Annotated in this window: 15 protein-coding genes; 6 read left to right on the forward strand and 9 right to left on the reverse strand. The window is 41.9% G+C overall.

Features of this window, described 5'->3' with window-relative positions:
* Positions 1-418 precede the first annotated feature (418 nt).
* From H8S07_RS13840 to H8S07_RS13865, 6 genes are all read left to right on the forward strand, one after another.
* Entirely contained in the window at positions 419-1,360 is a 942-nt protein-coding gene (locus H8S07_RS13840; protein ID WP_186856231.1) for a 1-phosphofructokinase family hexose kinase, read from the forward strand.
* A 69-nt stretch (positions 1,361-1,429) separates the two neighbouring features.
* The gene (locus H8S07_RS13845) at positions 1,430-2,035 is read left to right on the forward strand and encodes a class II aldolase/adducin family protein (RefSeq protein WP_021860293.1); all 606 of its coding nucleotides are present in this window, start codon (positions 1,430-1,432) and stop codon (positions 2,033-2,035) included.
* A 231-nt stretch (positions 2,036-2,266) separates the two neighbouring features.
* The gene (locus H8S07_RS13850) at positions 2,267-3,091 is read left to right on the forward strand and encodes a DeoR/GlpR family DNA-binding transcription regulator (protein WP_117538529.1); all 825 of its coding nucleotides are present in this window, start codon (positions 2,267-2,269) and stop codon (positions 3,089-3,091) included.
* Positions 3,092-3,105: 14 nt separating this feature from the next.
* On the forward strand, positions 3,106-4,569 hold the full coding sequence (locus H8S07_RS13855; protein WP_186856232.1) for a rhamnulokinase: 1,464 nt from the start codon (positions 3,106-3,108) through the stop codon (positions 4,567-4,569).
* Between the two features lie 37 nt (positions 4,570-4,606).
* On the forward strand, positions 4,607-5,419 hold the full coding sequence (gene rhaD, locus H8S07_RS13860; protein ID WP_118288664.1) for a rhamnulose-1-phosphate aldolase: 813 nt from the start codon (positions 4,607-4,609) through the stop codon (positions 5,417-5,419).
* Positions 5,420-5,456: 37 nt separating this feature from the next.
* Positions 5,457-6,221, forward strand: a complete 765-nt coding sequence (locus H8S07_RS13865; RefSeq protein ID WP_186856233.1) for an SDR family oxidoreductase — start codon at positions 5,457-5,459, stop codon at positions 6,219-6,221.
* 191 nt (positions 6,222-6,412) lie between these two features.
* Here the strand turns inward: H8S07_RS13865 and H8S07_RS13870 are convergent, their stop codons facing one another.
* The 9 genes from H8S07_RS13870 to H8S07_RS14975 all read right to left on the reverse strand — a co-directional run.
* The gene (locus tag H8S07_RS13870; RefSeq protein WP_186856234.1) at positions 6,413-7,282 is read right to left on the reverse strand and encodes a PHP domain-containing protein; all 870 of its coding nucleotides are present in this window, start codon (positions 7,280-7,282) and stop codon (positions 6,413-6,415) included.
* Between the two features lie 47 nt (positions 7,283-7,329).
* Entirely contained in the window at positions 7,330-8,595 is a 1,266-nt protein-coding gene (gene uraA / locus H8S07_RS13875; RefSeq protein WP_186856235.1) for a uracil permease, read from the reverse strand.
* A 197-nt stretch (positions 8,596-8,792) separates the two neighbouring features.
* Complete coding sequence (gene xylB, locus H8S07_RS13880; RefSeq protein WP_021859764.1) at positions 8,793-10,250, reverse strand: xylulokinase; 1,458 nt, start codon at positions 10,248-10,250, stop codon at positions 8,793-8,795.
* A 17-nt stretch (positions 10,251-10,267) separates the two neighbouring features.
* Complete coding sequence (locus tag H8S07_RS13885) at positions 10,268-11,752, reverse strand: L-fucose/L-arabinose isomerase family protein (RefSeq protein WP_186856236.1); 1,485 nt, start codon at positions 11,750-11,752, stop codon at positions 10,268-10,270.
* Positions 11,753-11,848: 96 nt separating this feature from the next.
* Positions 11,849-12,466 (reverse strand): DUF4867 family protein, encoded by a 618-nt coding sequence (locus H8S07_RS13890; RefSeq protein WP_186856237.1) that lies wholly within the window; start codon positions 12,464-12,466, stop codon positions 11,849-11,851.
* A gap of 198 nt (positions 12,467-12,664) precedes the next feature.
* Positions 12,665-13,483 carry an AraC family transcriptional regulator gene (locus H8S07_RS13895; RefSeq protein WP_117538523.1) on the reverse strand — a complete coding sequence of 273 codons (819 nt, stop codon included), beginning with the start codon at positions 13,481-13,483 and terminating at the stop codon, positions 12,665-12,667.
* 224 nt (positions 13,484-13,707) lie between these two features.
* Positions 13,708-14,553 carry a hypothetical protein gene (locus H8S07_RS13900; RefSeq protein WP_186856238.1) on the reverse strand — a complete coding sequence of 282 codons (846 nt, stop codon included), beginning with the start codon at positions 14,551-14,553 and terminating at the stop codon, positions 13,708-13,710.
* 212 nt (positions 14,554-14,765) lie between these two features.
* Positions 14,766-15,629: a hypothetical protein gene (locus H8S07_RS13905; RefSeq protein ID WP_186856239.1), complete on the reverse strand. Its 864-nt coding sequence runs from the start codon at positions 15,627-15,629 to the stop codon at positions 14,766-14,768.
* 302 nt (positions 15,630-15,931) lie between these two features.
* A partial coding sequence (locus H8S07_RS14975; protein WP_186855912.1) for a dihydroxyacetone kinase family protein occupies positions 15,932-16,096 on the reverse strand: 165 nt, incomplete at its 5' end.

Genomic DNA, 16,096 nt, shown 5'->3' on the forward strand with positions numbered 1-16,096 from the left:
GCATTTGTTATTTTATTAACTTTCTTAGTTTTATGTTGTTTTATTTCCGTTTCTGTGTTATTATACTTTCAGAACTTGTTTGTTTACTTGTGTAATACAGAAAGGGAAATAAAACAACATAAAACTAAGAAAGTTAATAAAATAACAAATGCAAACGGATAAGATTATGAACGAGATATGAACAAAAAAATCATAAATTTACAACAAAATTAACAAAAAAGACAAAAAATAACATGCCGAAAGATAAAAATTGACTTGACATACAACGCGATAGGTAGTAGTATTGAGTACATAGAAAGCGTATTGCATTTGTTATTTTATTAACTTTCTTAGTTTTATGTTGTTTTATTTCCGTTTCTGTGTTATTATACTTTCAGAACTTGTTTGTTTACTTGTGTAATACAGAAAGGGGTAGAATATGATACACACATTGACACTTAACCCCGCTATTGACAGAATTCTTTATTTGAGCAGATTCGACAAAAATATTACAAATCGAATCCAAAAAACTGTCGATACGATCGGAGGCAAAGGTACACACGTTTCTATTAATCTGAAGATTCTCGGCAAAGAGAACACTGCATTCGGAATCAGCCATGGCAAAAGCGGGCAGAAAGTCATAAATATGCTGAATGAATACGGCATCGAGGTCCGTTTTAAACATTATGATGACGGTTCCAGAGAGACAAGAACAAATTACCTTATTATAGAAGATACAGGTGACTGCACAATTGCAGCCGAGCGTGGTGTTACTTTAAAGACAGAGGAGTTAAATGAACTTCTTGAAGATATGAAAGCAACCATCCAGCCGGGTGATTACCTTATTTTCTCCGGAGACGCATCCAACTCACCGGATCCTTCCGTATATAATAAGATCCTCGAGATGTTCCGCGACCGGGATTTAAAGTTTTTCTTAGATACAAGTGGTAAATCTCTGAAAGAATGTATCCGCGAGACTCCATATATGATCAAGCCGAACCTGGATGAGCTGTCCACACTTGCCGGTCATCCGATTGCTGAAGACGACGCCTCTATAGTAGAAGCGATTGAATCACTGGATTCTTACAATGTCCCGATCATCGCCGTTTCATTAGGCGGAGACGGATCTATTGTAAAAGCTCCGGAAGGTTATTACCGTGTACACCCGCCGAAAGTAAATGTACAGAACACGATCGGATGTGGCGACTGCTTCCTTTCTGGTTTTGTATATGGTTTATCCGAAGGATATTCCATTAAGGATACCATTCGTATCGCAACTGCCGTATCTGCCGCAACCGCAGAATCCAAGCTTTCTGCCGGTTATGATCTGGAACGCGCGAAAGAATTAAAAGAGCAGGTAACAATCGAGAAGATCAAATAGATACCCAAAACCAACAGGTAACAATTGAAAAAAACAAATAAATCAAATACAATAAAAGGAGAATGAATTATGAGCAACTTATCTTACTATGAAATGAGACTGGAAATGTGCAAGGTAGCAAAAATGATGTGGGACCGCAGACTGACAAATGCTGCAGGCGGTAACTTTGCTGTACGTGTAGACGAGAACCGTATCTTAATCTCTCCATCTCTGATGTCTGAAAGAAAACATTGCGAGATGCAGCCGGAAGATTTCCTTCTGATCGACTACGACCGCAACATCATTGAAGGCGAAGGCAAACTTTCCAGAGAAAGTCTGATGCATGTACTGATCTTACAGAACTTCAAAGAGATCGAGTGTACAATCCATGCGCATCCGTTCTACTGTATGCCATTCGTTGCTCAGTCCAAACCGATTCCGAACGTAACAGAAGCTACTATGGGACGTGGCGAAGTCGGATGTATCGAATGGACAAAAGCTTACTCTGAAGAGCTGAGCAGAAATGTATATCAGTATTTCGAAGATCACCGCGAGACAGCAGTGAAAAAACCAATCGGAATGATCATGCCAAAACACGGCGTTGTTGTATCCGGTCCAAGCATCTACCTCGCATACAGCATGCTTGAGAGAATCGAATGCGACGCATTCTGCACAATTACAAAGAATTTGATCTAATGATACCAAAGGTCTCCGAACTCGTATGCACGTTATGCTTGCATAAAAGTGCTTGCGAGTTTGAGAGACCTGCAACAATATGAGTATAAAAGCTAAGGCGTAGCCTTGCAATATGAGCATAAAAGCCAAGGCATAGCCTTGCGATATGCGAATATTGTGTAGGATTGCGAGAGTGCCTGGCACGTTGCAATCCGTGGGTATCATGAAATATATTAAAAGGATGGTATTAACATGTATAGTCAGGAACGAAAAACAAAAATCATAGATCTTCTGGGGGCTCAGTCTTCGGTCAGTGTGAACGTCCTCGCAGATATGCTTCACACATCCAAAGAAACAATCCGTCGGGATCTTAAAAGCCTGGAAGCCGAGGGCATTTTAACCCGTACACATGGTGGTGCCATTCTGAATGCGAATCCTTTAAATGTAGGAACCGCAGCCAAATATGGAGACACCGTTTTAAACAGTGAGTCTCCTTTTTTGCTGCGTCACGGGCGCAATATCCCACAGAAAAAGCTCATTGCACAAAAAGCTGCTTCTCTGATTGAAAACAGGGATACTATTTTTATTGATAACAGTTCCACAACTTTATTTTTACTGGATTATATTCCAAAAGAGATGCATCTGACTATCATTACCAACTCTGTAAAAGTTTTACTGGAAGCCGCCAAATTAGAGAATCCGAATCTGTCTCTGATCTGCCTTGCAGGATTTTACAATGGTAATAACTATTCTCTTTACGGAACACGTACAATTAAGAGTTCCGAAGAATTTTATCCGGATAAAACTTTTATTTCCTGCACGGGAGTTACATTGAACAAAAGACTCACAGATATCAGTCTGAACGAAATTGACACCAAGAAAGCAATGATGGACAAGTCTGAAGAGACTTACCTTCTTGTTGACCACACAAAGTTTGAAGTAGCAGGTCCTTTCTTCCTCGGCAATTTCAATGAAATTGACTGCATTGTGACAGACAACTTCAACTATACTCCAGAGGTTTCCGAAACTCTCCGGACCATTACAAAAAAACATGGGGTCCGGATCATCACTGCGTAAGGGAGGATGTACAATTGAATATTTTAGCTTTTGATCTCGGCGCAAGCGGTGGCAAATTATTTCTCGCTAAAATCGATGGGGACAATGTATCGATTGAGAATATCCACCGTTTTGACAATGTTTCCTATTCAGCAAACGGCGCACTTTTCTGGGACATCATTAACATTTATAAAGAAATGAATGTCGGAATCAAAAAAGCCATTGAAATGACAGATGATCAGATCGACTCATTTGCCATCGATTCTTTTTCCAATGACTTTGGTCTGATCGACAAAAACGGTCAGTTACTCACACAGGTACGCTGCTACCGTGATGAGCGTACTGCCAGACATGCAGACAAGATTTACAGCAAGCTTTCAAAAGAAAAGCTTTATGAACTGAGCGGCAACCAGAATGCACTCTTTAACACTTATCTGCAATTAGGCGCTATGCGCGAAGACGGTCACGGATTTTTATTAGATAACGCTTATAAACTTCTGTTTATCCCGGATCTTCTGATCAATTTCCTGACCGGCAAGACAATTTCCGAATATACGATTTCTTCTGTCAGCCAGCTGTATGATTTTAAGAAAGATGACTGGTGTCAGGAAATCCTTGACAGTTATGATATTCCACGCGAATTATTCGGCACGCTTACAAAGCCGGGTACACTGCTTGGAAATACACAGGAAAGTTACAATGAAATGATGGGAACAAAGGGATTCCCTGTATCCGTTGTCTGTGAGCACGATACTGCTTCTGCATATCTGTCTTCACCGCTCCACACAGACTGCGCACTTGTAAGCTGTGGTACATGGTCACTGATCGGTACGGAGCTTGACCACTGCGTGATCACCCCGGAAGGCTATGCCGCCAATCTGGCAAATGAAGGTGGCTACGAAGGTCATCACCGCATCCTGCGCAATGTGATGGGTTCCTGGTTCATACAGGAGAGCAAACGTTATTACAAAGAACATGGAAAAGACTACAGTTTCAGTGAACTCGGTGAACTCGCCGAAGCTGCAGAACCATTCCGTTTTCTATTTGATCCGGATGAACCTGTTTTTTATAATCCGGGTAATATGCCAAAGAAAATCCAGAAGTACTGTATGGAACACTACGGAGAGGCTCCGGAAACAGTCGGCGAAATTATCCGCTGTATCTACGAAAGCCTTGCCATGAAATTCCGCTGGACGGTCGAACAGCTTGAGAAGGTATCCGGAAAAGAATTACCGGTCATCAACATGATGGGTGGCGGTTCCAAGGCGGAAATCCTCTGCCAGTTTGTTGCCAATGCCTGCGGACGCAAAGTTGTTGCAGGACCGGACGAGGCAACTGCCATCGGAAATATTACTGTACAATTAATTTCCATCGGCGCCGCTTCTTCCCTTGATGAAGCAAAAAATATCATGGCATCTGCCTCCAAAATACGCGAATATTTACCTCAGAATCACGAAGAGTGGGATGTTAAGTATCAGAAATGTATCATTAACAAATAAATCACATACATCACATACATTATGAGGAGGAAAAACTATGAAAAACATTTTAACCGCACCATTTATTCAGGAAATTTCTGAAATGACAGCGAACATGTACCGCCTTGGCTGGGATGAAAGAAACGGCGGAAACATCAGCTGGCTGCTTGAGGATGAACCGCTGGAGTATTATCTGGATCTTGATCACGTTATCCGTACGATCCCGATTAACTTCGATGCTTCTTATGTTGCAGGTCGTATCTTTATGGTAACAGGAACCGGAAAATATTTCAAAAATATTACTCCAAACCCGGCAGAGAACCTTGGTATCGTACGTGTGGCACAGGATGGAAAAAGCCTGGAGTTGTTATGGGGATTTGAAGGAAATGCCGCTCCGACAAGCGAATTTCCAACACATCTGATGAACCACATGGAGCGTCTGAAAGTAGATCCTACACATCGTGTTATTATGCACTGCCACCCGGTAAACACAATTGCAATGACATTTGTACATTCCATAGACGAGAAAGAGTTTACTAAAGCTTTGTGGGGTATGTGCACAGAATGTATCGTTGTATTCCCGGACGGTGTCGGAATCGTTCCTTGGATGATCGCAGGAACGAACAAAATCGGCGAACTCACAGCCGAGAAGATCCGCGACCGCAGAATCATTCTCTGGGCACAGCACGGAATTTTCGCTGCCGGACATACGCTTGATGAGGCATTCGGTCTGATCGAGACAGTCGAGAAAGCAGCTGAAATTTATATGAAGATTGCTCCGCTTCCGATCGTAAATAAAATTCCGGAAGAGCAGTTAGGCGAACTTGCCAGAAGCTTTGGTGTAACACCAAGAGAAGGCTATCTGGATTAAAAAGAAATAATATATTTTACCAGGAGGAAACTTAAAGATGTACTTAGAAAAAATGTTTGGACTTAACGGAAAAGTTGCTATCGTAACAGGTGGTGGACGCGGTATCGGACAGGTTATCGCACAGGGGCTTGCCGAAGCAGGTGCCGAAGTTGTAATCTTAAGCCGTTCCGGTGCCGAAGAAACTGTAAAATTAATTGCAGAAGCAGGTGGAAAAGCTTACGATCTCAAAGCTGATGTTACAGACGAAACACAGGTGGACAAAGCTCTTGCAGAGATTCTTGAGCGTTCAGGTTCTATCGATATCCTGTTCAATAATGCCGGTATCTGCATGCATCAGTCCACATTAGAAGCTACTGTTGAAGAATTTCGCGAAGTTGTTGATATCAACTTAACCGGAGAATTTATCATGTGCCGTGCCGTTGGACGTATCATGATCGAACGTGGCATCAAAGGAAGCATCATCAATATGGCTTCTATGTCCGGAACGATCGTTAACATCCCACAGTGGCAGGTTTCTTACAACGCTTCCAAAGCAGGTGTTATCCACATGAGCAAATCTCTTGCCATTGAATGGGCTGAATACGGCATCCGTATAAACTCTTTAAGCCCTGGATATATTGCAACACCAATGTCAGTCGATGTACCGAAAGACTTGATTGACGCATGGATTCCGCTTATGCCAATGCACAGAATGGGAAAACCGGAAGAACTCATCCCTGCAGTTCTCTATCTTGCATCCGATGCCTCCGGATATACAACCGGAAGCGATATTATCGTAGACGGCGGATATTCCGTACAGTAATTTCACTTAGCAAAAAAGTTGCCAATGTATCACGAAAAACATTGGCAACTTTTTTATAATTTATATTTTTCCATTATCTTCTGGATGCTCTCTTCTGTTTTTTCTAACTCACCTACGATCTATTGAAGGAACTTTCCTTTATCCAGCTTCTTTTTTATCAAATCTATAAGTTCTAAAATTAAGACATTTTGCTACTTCCGCGCAAGCATAGCTTCCGCATCTGCGATTTCACAGCCACAGAAGCCGAGCGGATGAGGTTTCTTTGTATACTGCCCGTGAAAATCGCTGCCACCGGTTGTAAGAAGCTCATATTTCTTCGCAATCTCCAGAAGACGCTGTCTGGATTCCGTTCCGTTTCTTGGATGCCATACTTCTACACCTGCAAGCAGACCCTCTTTGGCATATCGCTCAATCAGCTCAAAGCTGTCAAACTGCTCCGCATGCGCTACCACCGGAACACCTCCAGCTTCCCGGATTACCGTCGCCGCTTCTAACGTCGTCGGATATCGTTTCGGTACATAACAGCTTCCCTTTGAAGAAATCAGTGAACTCATCAGCTCTCCGATTGCCACATTTGTATAGCCAAAATCACATAACGGCTGCATCACATGACATTCATATATCGATTCGCTGTCTTTTGCATAAGATTCCACCAGTTCCGGTGTCACGAGCGGATATATTTCATGTACTCTGCGCGCCATCTCCAGCTTCTGCTCTCTTCGCCATTTCAATGTATTTTCCAGAAATCCATCGATCATCTGACGATCCTTTGGCAGATAGCAGAGCAAATGCACATTTCTTCCACTTTCTTCATCAAGCGTAGACATTTCCACACCCGGAACCACATGCACGCCAAGTTTTCCGCCAAGCTCCACAGCTTCATCCACACCTGCCATTGTATCATGGTCTGTGATTGCAATATACTTAAGTCCGATCATTGCAGCGTATTCTATCACCTGTGCAACCGTTCTGGATGCATCTGAATGTGTCGTGTGCACATGCAGATCACACGGATTCGCTGCTGTTAATTCATTTTTTATTATATTTTGTTTCTCTGACATTTTCTTGCCAACTTTCTTACTTTTCTTTTTTCCACAGTCTCTGGTTTTTACGCTTCTTCATCCTGATCGTTCGTCAGATGCAGTCTGTCAAGAATGTAGAAAATAAGACTTAAAATCATGCCGACTACACATGCAAGCACCATACCGGTCAGCTCAATATCCCCAAACGCCACTTTGATTCCGGAAAGTCCAGTTACAAATACTACTGAAGTAAGTGTCAGGTTTCTTGATCTGCCATAGTCCACCTGTGAGTCAACCAGAATACGGATACCGGATGCTCCGATCATACCGTATAACAGGAAGGAAATCCCTCCGATAACCGGTCCCGGAATCGTCTGGATCAGCATAGATAATTTTCCTACGAAAGAGCAGATGATAGAAAGCACTGCCGCCCCTGCGATCACGCGCACGCTGTATACTTTTGTAACCGCCATAACACCGATATTCTCACCGTAAGTCGTTGTCGGTACGGAACCGATCAAACCGGAGATCATGGTAGAGAAGTTATCTCCGAATAAAGATCTGTGTAGGCCCGGTGTTTTCAACAGATCACGGCCTACAATCTTACTCGTTACAACCTGATGTCCGATATGTTCTGACGTAATAACGAGAAGTACCGGAAGAATCATCAGGATTGCACCTGTATCGAATTTTGCCATTGTAAAGTTCGGCAGTGCAAACCAGGATGCAGAAGTCACTTTAGAAAAATCAAGGATGCCACAGCCAAGCGCTGTCAGATATCCTGCGATAACCGCAATCAGAATTGGAATAACCGATAAAAATCCGCGGAATAAAACATTCCCAAAGACCGCAACACCGAGTGTCACAAGAAATACGATCACATTTCTCATGTCCAGTTTGTCATCCAGAAGTCCTGCATTACTCGCTGCTGAACCGGAAAGTTCCAATCCAATCAATGCTACTACAGGTCCCATCGCTGCCGGCGGCAATACAACATCAATCCAGTCTGTTCCACATTTGTAAATAATGAGCGATAAGATACATCCGCATAATCCAACCGCAACGAAACCGCCCAGTGCATATTCATATCCCATTTTCGAAATAACAACACCTGCCGGTGCCAGAAATGCAAAGCTGGAGCCAAGATATGCCGGCGCCTGCCCCTTTGTTACTGTCATAAAAATCAATGTTCCGACACCGTTCATAAATAATACAATCGCCGGATTAATACCAAATACAAACGGCACCAGAACCGAAGCCCCAAACATCGCAAACATATGCTGGATGCTGAGTGGAAGCAGCAGTTTAAATGGCACTTTGTCCTCGATTTGAATAATTTTACGTTCTCCCATGTTTTCCTCCTGTACCTTTCATTCCTTTAAGTTTGAGTAATTATAGTATTTCACTTTGTCCATTGTATCATATCGGTATCTATAAGAAAAGAAAAAGGAGATTGCAAAATCTCCTTTGCAATCTCCTTTTGTCCCATTATATGATACAAGATTTTATAGAATAACCTTACCGGCATCTCAATCCTTTATGTATGCTTTTAGTATAAGCATTTTACAGTTGGATAAATCTTTCTGAATTTCTGGTATTTCTCTTCGTATTTGTCAACCAGTTCTTTCTCCGGCTCAACTGTATCAATAACTTTTACAAGTTTGGAAGCGATCGTCTCAACATCCGGATATGCTCCGCATCCGACTGCTGCCAGCATAGCTCCGCCAAGTGCCGGTCCTTCTTCGCTTTCAATAACATCTACCTTCATGTTCATAACATTTGCAATGATCTTCTTCCACAGTGGGCTCTTTGCTCCGCCACCGCAGATCTTTGTTCTCTCAATCTTAATTCCAAGACTTCTTGCAACTTCCAGAGAATCACGAAGTCCGAATGCAACACCTTCCAGAACAGCCTGTGTCATGTCTTCTCTTGTTGTGTCCATAGACATTCCGATAAACATTGCTCTTGCGTCCGGGTTGTTGTGTGGAGAACGTTCACCCATCAGATATGGCAAGAAGAATACATTGTTCTCACCCAATTTCTGAATGCCTGCCTGCTCTGCCGCAAAGTCTGTTGTCTTGAGGATTTCCTCATTCCACCACTTGTTGCAGGAAGCTGCACTTAACATACATCCCATCAGATGATAATATCCGTCTGCGTGTGCAAAGGAATGTAAAGCGTTGTGCTCATCTACTCCAAAGTTCTTGCTGGAAATGAAAATTGTTCCGGAAGTTCCAAGAGAAATATTACATCTTCCGTCACCTACAGTTCCTGTTCCAACAGCTGCTGCGGCATTGTCTCCGGCACCTGCGATAACTTTTACTTCTGCAGGAAGTCCAAGTTCTTTCGCAATGTCTTCTTTCAGAGTTCCTACTACTTCATAACTTTCATATAACTTCGGAAGCATCTCTTCTGTGATTCCGCAGATATCAAGCATTTCTTTTGACCAGCAGCGATTCTTAACGTCCATAAGAAGCATACCGGATGCATCGGATACGTCTGTGCAGAAAGATCCGGACAGCTTGTATGCCAGGTAATCTTTTGGAAGCATGATCTTTGCAATTTTAGCGAAATTCTCAGGTTCATTCTTCTTCATCCAAAGAATCTTCGGTGCTGTAAATCCTGCAAATGCAATATTTGCTGTGTAAGCGGATAATTTATCCTTTCCAATTACTGTATTCAGATAATCTGTCTCTTCTCCGGTTCTTCCATCGTTCCACAGAATTGCCGGGCGGATCACATTGTCTTCTGCGTCCAGTGCAACAAGTCCGTGCATCTGTCCACCAAAGCTGATTCCTGCAACCTGTGACTTATCACACTCTGCTGTCAGTTCTTTGATTCCTTCCATAGACTGTGCAAACCAGTCTTCCGGTTTCTGCTCAGACCAACCCGGATGCGGGAAGAACAACGGATACTCTCTGGAGACAATCTTCTTAATATCTCCCTCTTCATCCATTAATAACAATTTAACTGCTGATGTTCCTAAATCTACACCAATGAATAGCATTGTTTTTATCCCCTTTCTTATGCAAATGGATTTTCTGTCTTATATCTTACACCTTTTGGCTGATTATATCCAATCTCTTCTACAGGAACTCCGATATATTTGAAAACTTCATATAAAGCTTTTCCGAAATGTCCAAATGCAACTGCTCCGTGATGTGGGTATCCTCCCTCGAGCAGTACGTGGCGGTAGAATCTTCCCATCTCCGGAATTGCGAAAATACCAACGCCTCCGAAAGATTTTGTTGCTACCGGAAGGACTTCACCATGCGCAATGTATGCACGCAGTTTGCAGTCTGCTGTGCTCTGCAGACGATAGAACGTAATATCTCCAGGAATGATATCCCCTTCCAGAGTTCCCTGTGTTACTTCTTCCGGAAGTGTTCTTGCCATAATCATCTGGTTCTTCATTTCACAGAATGCAAGCTTGCTGGATGCTGTATTTCCACAGTGGAATCCCATGAAAGTATCTTTCTGTGTATAATCGTATTTTCCTTTAATCTCGCTCTCATACATATCCTTCGGTACTGTGTTGTTAATATCCAGAAGTGTTACTGTATCTTCGCTGACAACCGTTCCGATGAACTCACTGAGCGCTCCGTAAATATCTACTTCGCAGGAAACCGGGATTCCCTGGTCTGTCAGACGGCTGTTGACATAACATGGTACGAATCCAAACTGTGTCTGGAATGCAGGCCAGCATTTTCCTGCGATCGCAACATATTTTCTGTAACCTCTGTGATCTTCTACCCAGTCTTTTAATGTGATCTCATACTGTGCGAGTTTCTCAAGGATCTCCGGTTTCTTATTACCGGCTCCAAGTTCTTCTTCCATCTCTTTGACAACTGCCGGGATTCTCTCATCTCCTGCATGTTTGTTAAATGCTTCAAACAGGTCCAGCTCTGAATTTTCTTCAATCTCTACACCCAGATTATAAAGCTGTTTGATCGGCGCATTACATGCTAAGAAATTTAACGGTCTTGGTCCAAAGCTGATGATCTTTAAATCATTTAATCCGATGACAGCTCTTGCTACCGGCATAAACTCATGGATCATATCTGCACATTCTTCTGCATCTCCGACCGGATATTCCGGAATATATGCATTGATATTGCGAAGCTGTAAATTGTAGCTTGCATTAAGCATACCACAGTAAGCATCTCCACGTCCCTGTACCAGGTTGTCTCCTGTCTCTTCTGCTGCTGCCACGAACATCTTCGGTCCGTCAAAATGTTTTGCAAGCAATGTCTCAGAAATCTCTGGTCCGAAGTTTCCAAGATATACACAAAGTGCATTACATCCTGCTTTCTTAATGTCTTCGAGTGCCTGCACCATATGGATCTCGCTTTCAACGATACAGATTGGACATTCGTAAATGTTCTCTGCTCCGTATTTCTTTGTGTAGGCATCGATCAGTGCCTTTCTTCTGTTTACAGATAAGCTCTCCGGGAAACAGTCACGGCTTACTGCTACAATTCCAAGTTTTACTTCTGGCATGTTGTTCATAATACCAATTCCTCCTTCAAAAATGTTGTTTTTCATAATACATGTTTTGTAAATCTTTTGTTTTATAAATCCGTTACACTCGTAACGCCGCCGGCATTAAACCGACACATTCTCGCCTTTCAGCCCGCAAAAGGCGCCTTCAATCTTTGCATCCTCATGTGCGATGAGCCACTTGTTTCTCGCTGTGAGAAGTCTTGCTTCTCCCTTGGCATCCGCCGGTATCTCTACGTCTGTGTTTGTCCCCTTTGGCAGGATCACAACACAGCGAAACCCTTTCTCACTCGTCATACATGGTGCATAATGCAGCGTTGTTGCATACATCTCTACGGCTGTTCCTGCCGGAACAAGGAATGCTTCGATCTGATCTGTATCGTAAGTATAATCTTCTGTAATATCCTGCTGCCTTCCTACGAGGAGAATCATATCTGTCACTGCTACATTGATTTCTGAACTTCTGTGATACTCTACCGCGTTCAGATAAGTATTGAACCCGTTGCAGAATCCCACCTGGATCGGCAGTCCTCCAAACGCACGGTCTTTAAAAGCGTTTGCAACAGGAAGATCTTCCAGTTCTTCCATCCCCGGCACATAGATCACTTCCCCTTTAGGAAGCGGTGTATGTTCCATGGCTTTTAAAAGCGGTGACAACGCATACCCTTCCAGTACTCGTCCATATGTCGAAAACGCTTTGTCTTCTACTTGTTGAATTTTCATAATAATTCCTCCTAAAACACAAGGTTATTATAGCAATTTTTTAACGATCTTTCGACCAAATACTTAACCGTTCATGGCAAATTCTTGTCCTTCTTGCAATTTGAGCACTTTGTCCTGTGAACTTTTTTATTTTCTTCCTATTTCCCCCGCAAAAACAGAAACAGAGCGCAGTAACAAATATTGTTACTGCGCTCTGTCCTATAATTCTTTCCTGAATTCACTGGGCAATTTATTGTATTTTTTCTGAAATACCTTTGTAAATGCCTTACTGTTTGGGAATCCGTTCTGACTCGCGATCATTCCGATAGGCATATCGCTGTTGACCAGATCCTTATATGCATGCTCCAGACGTATGTCGTCAAGATAATTCTTATAGTTCGTCTTTGCATATTTTTGAAACATCCTCGACAGATAAGTAGAGGAATATCCAAAAGTCTGTGCCAGGCTTTCAAGCGATAAATCCTTCGTGTAGTTTTCCTTCATGTATGCCGTTATCGCCGATAACTTGTTCAGTTTTTTGTTGCTTCGTATCATTTCACTGTCCACAGATACTTCTCTGTACTTACTCACAAGCAGATAGATCAGCTCGTAAAAATAACTCTGTACTTTCAGATCATATCCGATCTCTTTCTTCTCATAAGCATCGTACATGTCCCGGATCACCTGCATGAATTCCTCATCATGTATCCTTCTGCTGTGTGTAAAATAAATAAACTTCTCATCCGTATAATATCGTTCAAACGTTGTCAGCGGAATCTGAAGCACTACAGTAAAATTCTCTTTCGGAGAGTGGATCGAATGGATCTCATTGGAGTTGACCAACATGAATTCTCCCGGATTCAGGGAATACTTAATCTCATTCACGTAAAATTCAATCTCTCCTTCGAACAAAGCAAAGATTTCGACAGAACGATGCCAGTGCTTCTCTCTCGAGTAATTACCGCGTCGTCCCTCGAAAACAAACATTTTAAAAGGGATATCGTCATTTGGCATAATAATCTCGTGTGAATAATTCACCGGTTTCTCCCTCCTTATATTTCATAAGAATATATTGTTTGCTCGTTTCACTGCTTTCCCTATTATATCATAACAACGCTTATCTTTACAATTATAATCTCTTTTCCAGAAGTACAAGCTGCCTCCGAAATACCGTTAAATTCACATGGCACAATGTCTACCTCTCTGTATCCAAGCCTTTTGTACATGGCTCTCGCTCTCGCTTTTTTCTTTCTACAAAGGTTTTATCCTGCGTAAAAGCACTCTTTGAAAAGTAACGATTTGTCGCTAAATTTTCTTGAGCCTTTCACCCAGCCTGTTTTTCCGCTCGCGGTTTTGATCTTAATGTTAAATGCTTTGCCTGTCATATAAATCTTCACTGCTTTTGCTTTTGTTCCGGCTTTTACAGTAGCTACTTTCTTCTTACAGGAAACACTGTTGTATAATGCTTTCGTATTCTTCATCGTTCCGTATTTTCCATTTGCACGATAAGTGTAACCGGCACTTGTAATCTCATATGCGGAAGATGTCTTCTTTAATGCGCCTTTTTTATAAGTATAATTTACTTTGTACTCAACACCAGCCATCGCTGTGGACATAATATACTGTTTTGTGCTGATCGTGTTGCCTGACACTTTCAGGATATCCGTATGATGATGGTTCGTATAATTGTAAGATGTCTTTGAGAAATCAACGACTTTTTTAAATCTTCCTTTTTTATACTGATAAATACATTCCCACGGATCGTCTTCATTATCCGTCTCACCCTGTACCCAGAGATACGCTTTTCCGTTCTTTAATGTTATCAGTCTTGTGTGGATCGCATAGGAAGTCCATGTTCTTGTAATCTTTGTCGTTTTCTTGTTCACCGTAATCTTTACAGTCCCGTATCTGTCATACTGGTCTTTTGGAATACTGATCTTCACTGTATCTTTCTTTTTATCGCCGGTGATATCATAACTTTTGTAAGTCTTTCCTGCTTTCAATTCCACCATGGACGGATTCTTTGCTTCTGCTTTCATCGACGGCATAAATAAAACTCCTGTCAGGCATACCATTGCAGCTACTGCTGCCTTTTTCCATTTTCTCATAAGCTCCTCCTTTTCTTCTATGTTTTCCTGTAGCAATTGATACTTTGATGATAGCATTGACTTGCAGATCACACAAGATGCTGCCAGTCATATATTCGCTTTTCTGTTCCGATTTTTCAGCGACAAAAGTGCAATTACCGTTAAATGGGGACGGGGCTTTTCTAAAAAAGCCCCGTCCCCATTTATATATTTTTTCAACTAACTCTTACTATCTATCCCGCATAAAAGCACTCTTTAAAGAGCAATTTACTTTCGTCAAATTTCTTGCTGCATTTTAACCATCCGGTTTTACCGTCAGCAGTCTTAATCTTTACGCTTATAAATTTATCGCACATATAAATATTTGTTGATTTTGCTTTTGTTCCCGCAGTCACAGCAACACCGGTTGATTTACTTGTGGATGGACTGGTATAAAGCATTTTATTATTTTTCAATGTGCCCCAGCTGCTCTTCGTGCGATAAGAATAGGATGCTTTTACGATAGCAGCAGTTCTTGATACGATATGGAATTTTCCATTCTCATATTTGTAATCATATTTATAAACAGCCTCACCAAGCGGGCTCGTCATATTGCTCTGCTTTACAGTAAGCGTGTTGCCGGAAACTTTAACTACATCCGTACTCAGATGATAGTAATATTTCTTTACATATCCATCAAATTTCAGTTTCTTTTCCAGTTTGCCTTTGCGATATTGATACAGGCATCCCCATGTATCATCTGCATCTTCTGAAGAACTCTTCACCCAGAGATATACTTTTCCGTTTTTCAGTGTTACAAGGCTGGTCTTATAATAGAAAGAACCGATTCCTTTTTTCACAATTTTCTTTCCGTTGACAGATACTGTGATCCGCTTGATAAAGTCACTTTCATCACGTTTCCCGAGTGTAATCTTGATCTTATCTTTCTTTTTATCCCCGGTAATATCATATTTTGTATAAGTTTTCCCCGGTTTCAGTCTGACAATCGCCGGATTCTTCACTTTACCGGCTGCCTTCGCATGCACCGGAGCCATTGTCAGTGCCGTGCACAGGCAAATTGCTGCGACAAACAGATACTTTCTTAATGCTTTCCTCATGTTGTTCTCCTCCATTCTTGTCATCGCGTCTGTATATTTGCTTTACATGGAAAGCATATTCCTTAATTGTTAATATTTCCATTACAAAATTCTTAATATTTTATTACGATGCCAGGGGCAAAAGCCTGAAAACACACTGTGCTTACGTAGGAGTAGTTTTATGAAAAGTCCAGCCATTTTACTTCATCATAAAAAAACCTCCGGGACTCTTTCCTTCCCGGAGATTTTATCTTTATTTTTCTTACTTTTCTCTCGAAATCCATGCTATAAAAGGATTTGTGATATGTTCTCTTATCCCTGTTTTATAATAGTTCGCTGATTCCGTCCGCCATTGCGCTGAGGATGATACAGCAGGAGGTTGCTCCTGCATCCAGCACGCCTCTGGATCTCTCGCCCAGACGGCTGGAACGTCCGAATTTTGCTACCATGTCCTTGGTAGAATCGCGTCCTGCTTCTGCAGCTTTCTT

Origin of the sequence: Dorea hominis, from assembly GCF_014287705.1 — a bacterium.
Lineage (GTDB): Bacteria > Bacillota > Clostridia > Lachnospirales > Lachnospiraceae > Dorea_D > Dorea_D hominis.

What these genes read in the sequence shown, in the direction of transcription:
- H8S07_RS13905 (WP_186856239.1), bottom strand. Translation starts at nt 15,629, where the DNA reads ATGAGGAAAGCATTAAGAAAGTATCTGTTTGTCGCAGCAATTTGCCTG.
- H8S07_RS13865 (WP_186856233.1), top strand. Translation starts at nt 5,457, where the DNA reads ATGTACTTAGAAAAAATGTTTGGACTTAACGGAAAAGTTGCTATCGTA.
- H8S07_RS13890 (WP_186856237.1), bottom strand. Translation starts at nt 12,466, where the DNA reads ATGAAAATTCAACAAGTAGAAGACAAAGCGTTTTCGACATATGGACGA.
- H8S07_RS13840 (WP_186856231.1), top strand. Translation starts at nt 419, where the DNA reads ATGATACACACATTGACACTTAACCCCGCTATTGACAGAATTCTTTAT.
- H8S07_RS13870 (WP_186856234.1), bottom strand. Translation starts at nt 7,282, where the DNA reads ATGTCAGAGAAACAAAATATAATAAAAAATGAATTAACAGCAGCGAAT.
- H8S07_RS13845 (WP_021860293.1), top strand. Translation starts at nt 1,430, where the DNA reads ATGAGCAACTTATCTTACTATGAAATGAGACTGGAAATGTGCAAGGTA.
- H8S07_RS13850 (WP_117538529.1), top strand. Translation starts at nt 2,267, where the DNA reads ATGTATAGTCAGGAACGAAAAACAAAAATCATAGATCTTCTGGGGGCT.
- xylB (WP_021859764.1), bottom strand. Translation starts at nt 10,250, where the DNA reads ATGCTATTCATTGGTGTAGATTTAGGAACATCAGCAGTTAAATTGTTA.
- uraA (WP_186856235.1), bottom strand. Translation starts at nt 8,595, where the DNA reads ATGGGAGAACGTAAAATTATTCAAATCGAGGACAAAGTGCCATTTAAA.
- H8S07_RS13900 (WP_186856238.1), bottom strand. Translation starts at nt 14,553, where the DNA reads ATGAGAAAATGGAAAAAGGCAGCAGTAGCTGCAATGGTATGCCTGACA.
- rhaD (WP_118288664.1), top strand. Translation starts at nt 4,607, where the DNA reads ATGAAAAACATTTTAACCGCACCATTTATTCAGGAAATTTCTGAAATG.
- H8S07_RS13885 (WP_186856236.1), bottom strand. Translation starts at nt 11,752, where the DNA reads ATGAACAACATGCCAGAAGTAAAACTTGGAATTGTAGCAGTAAGCCGT.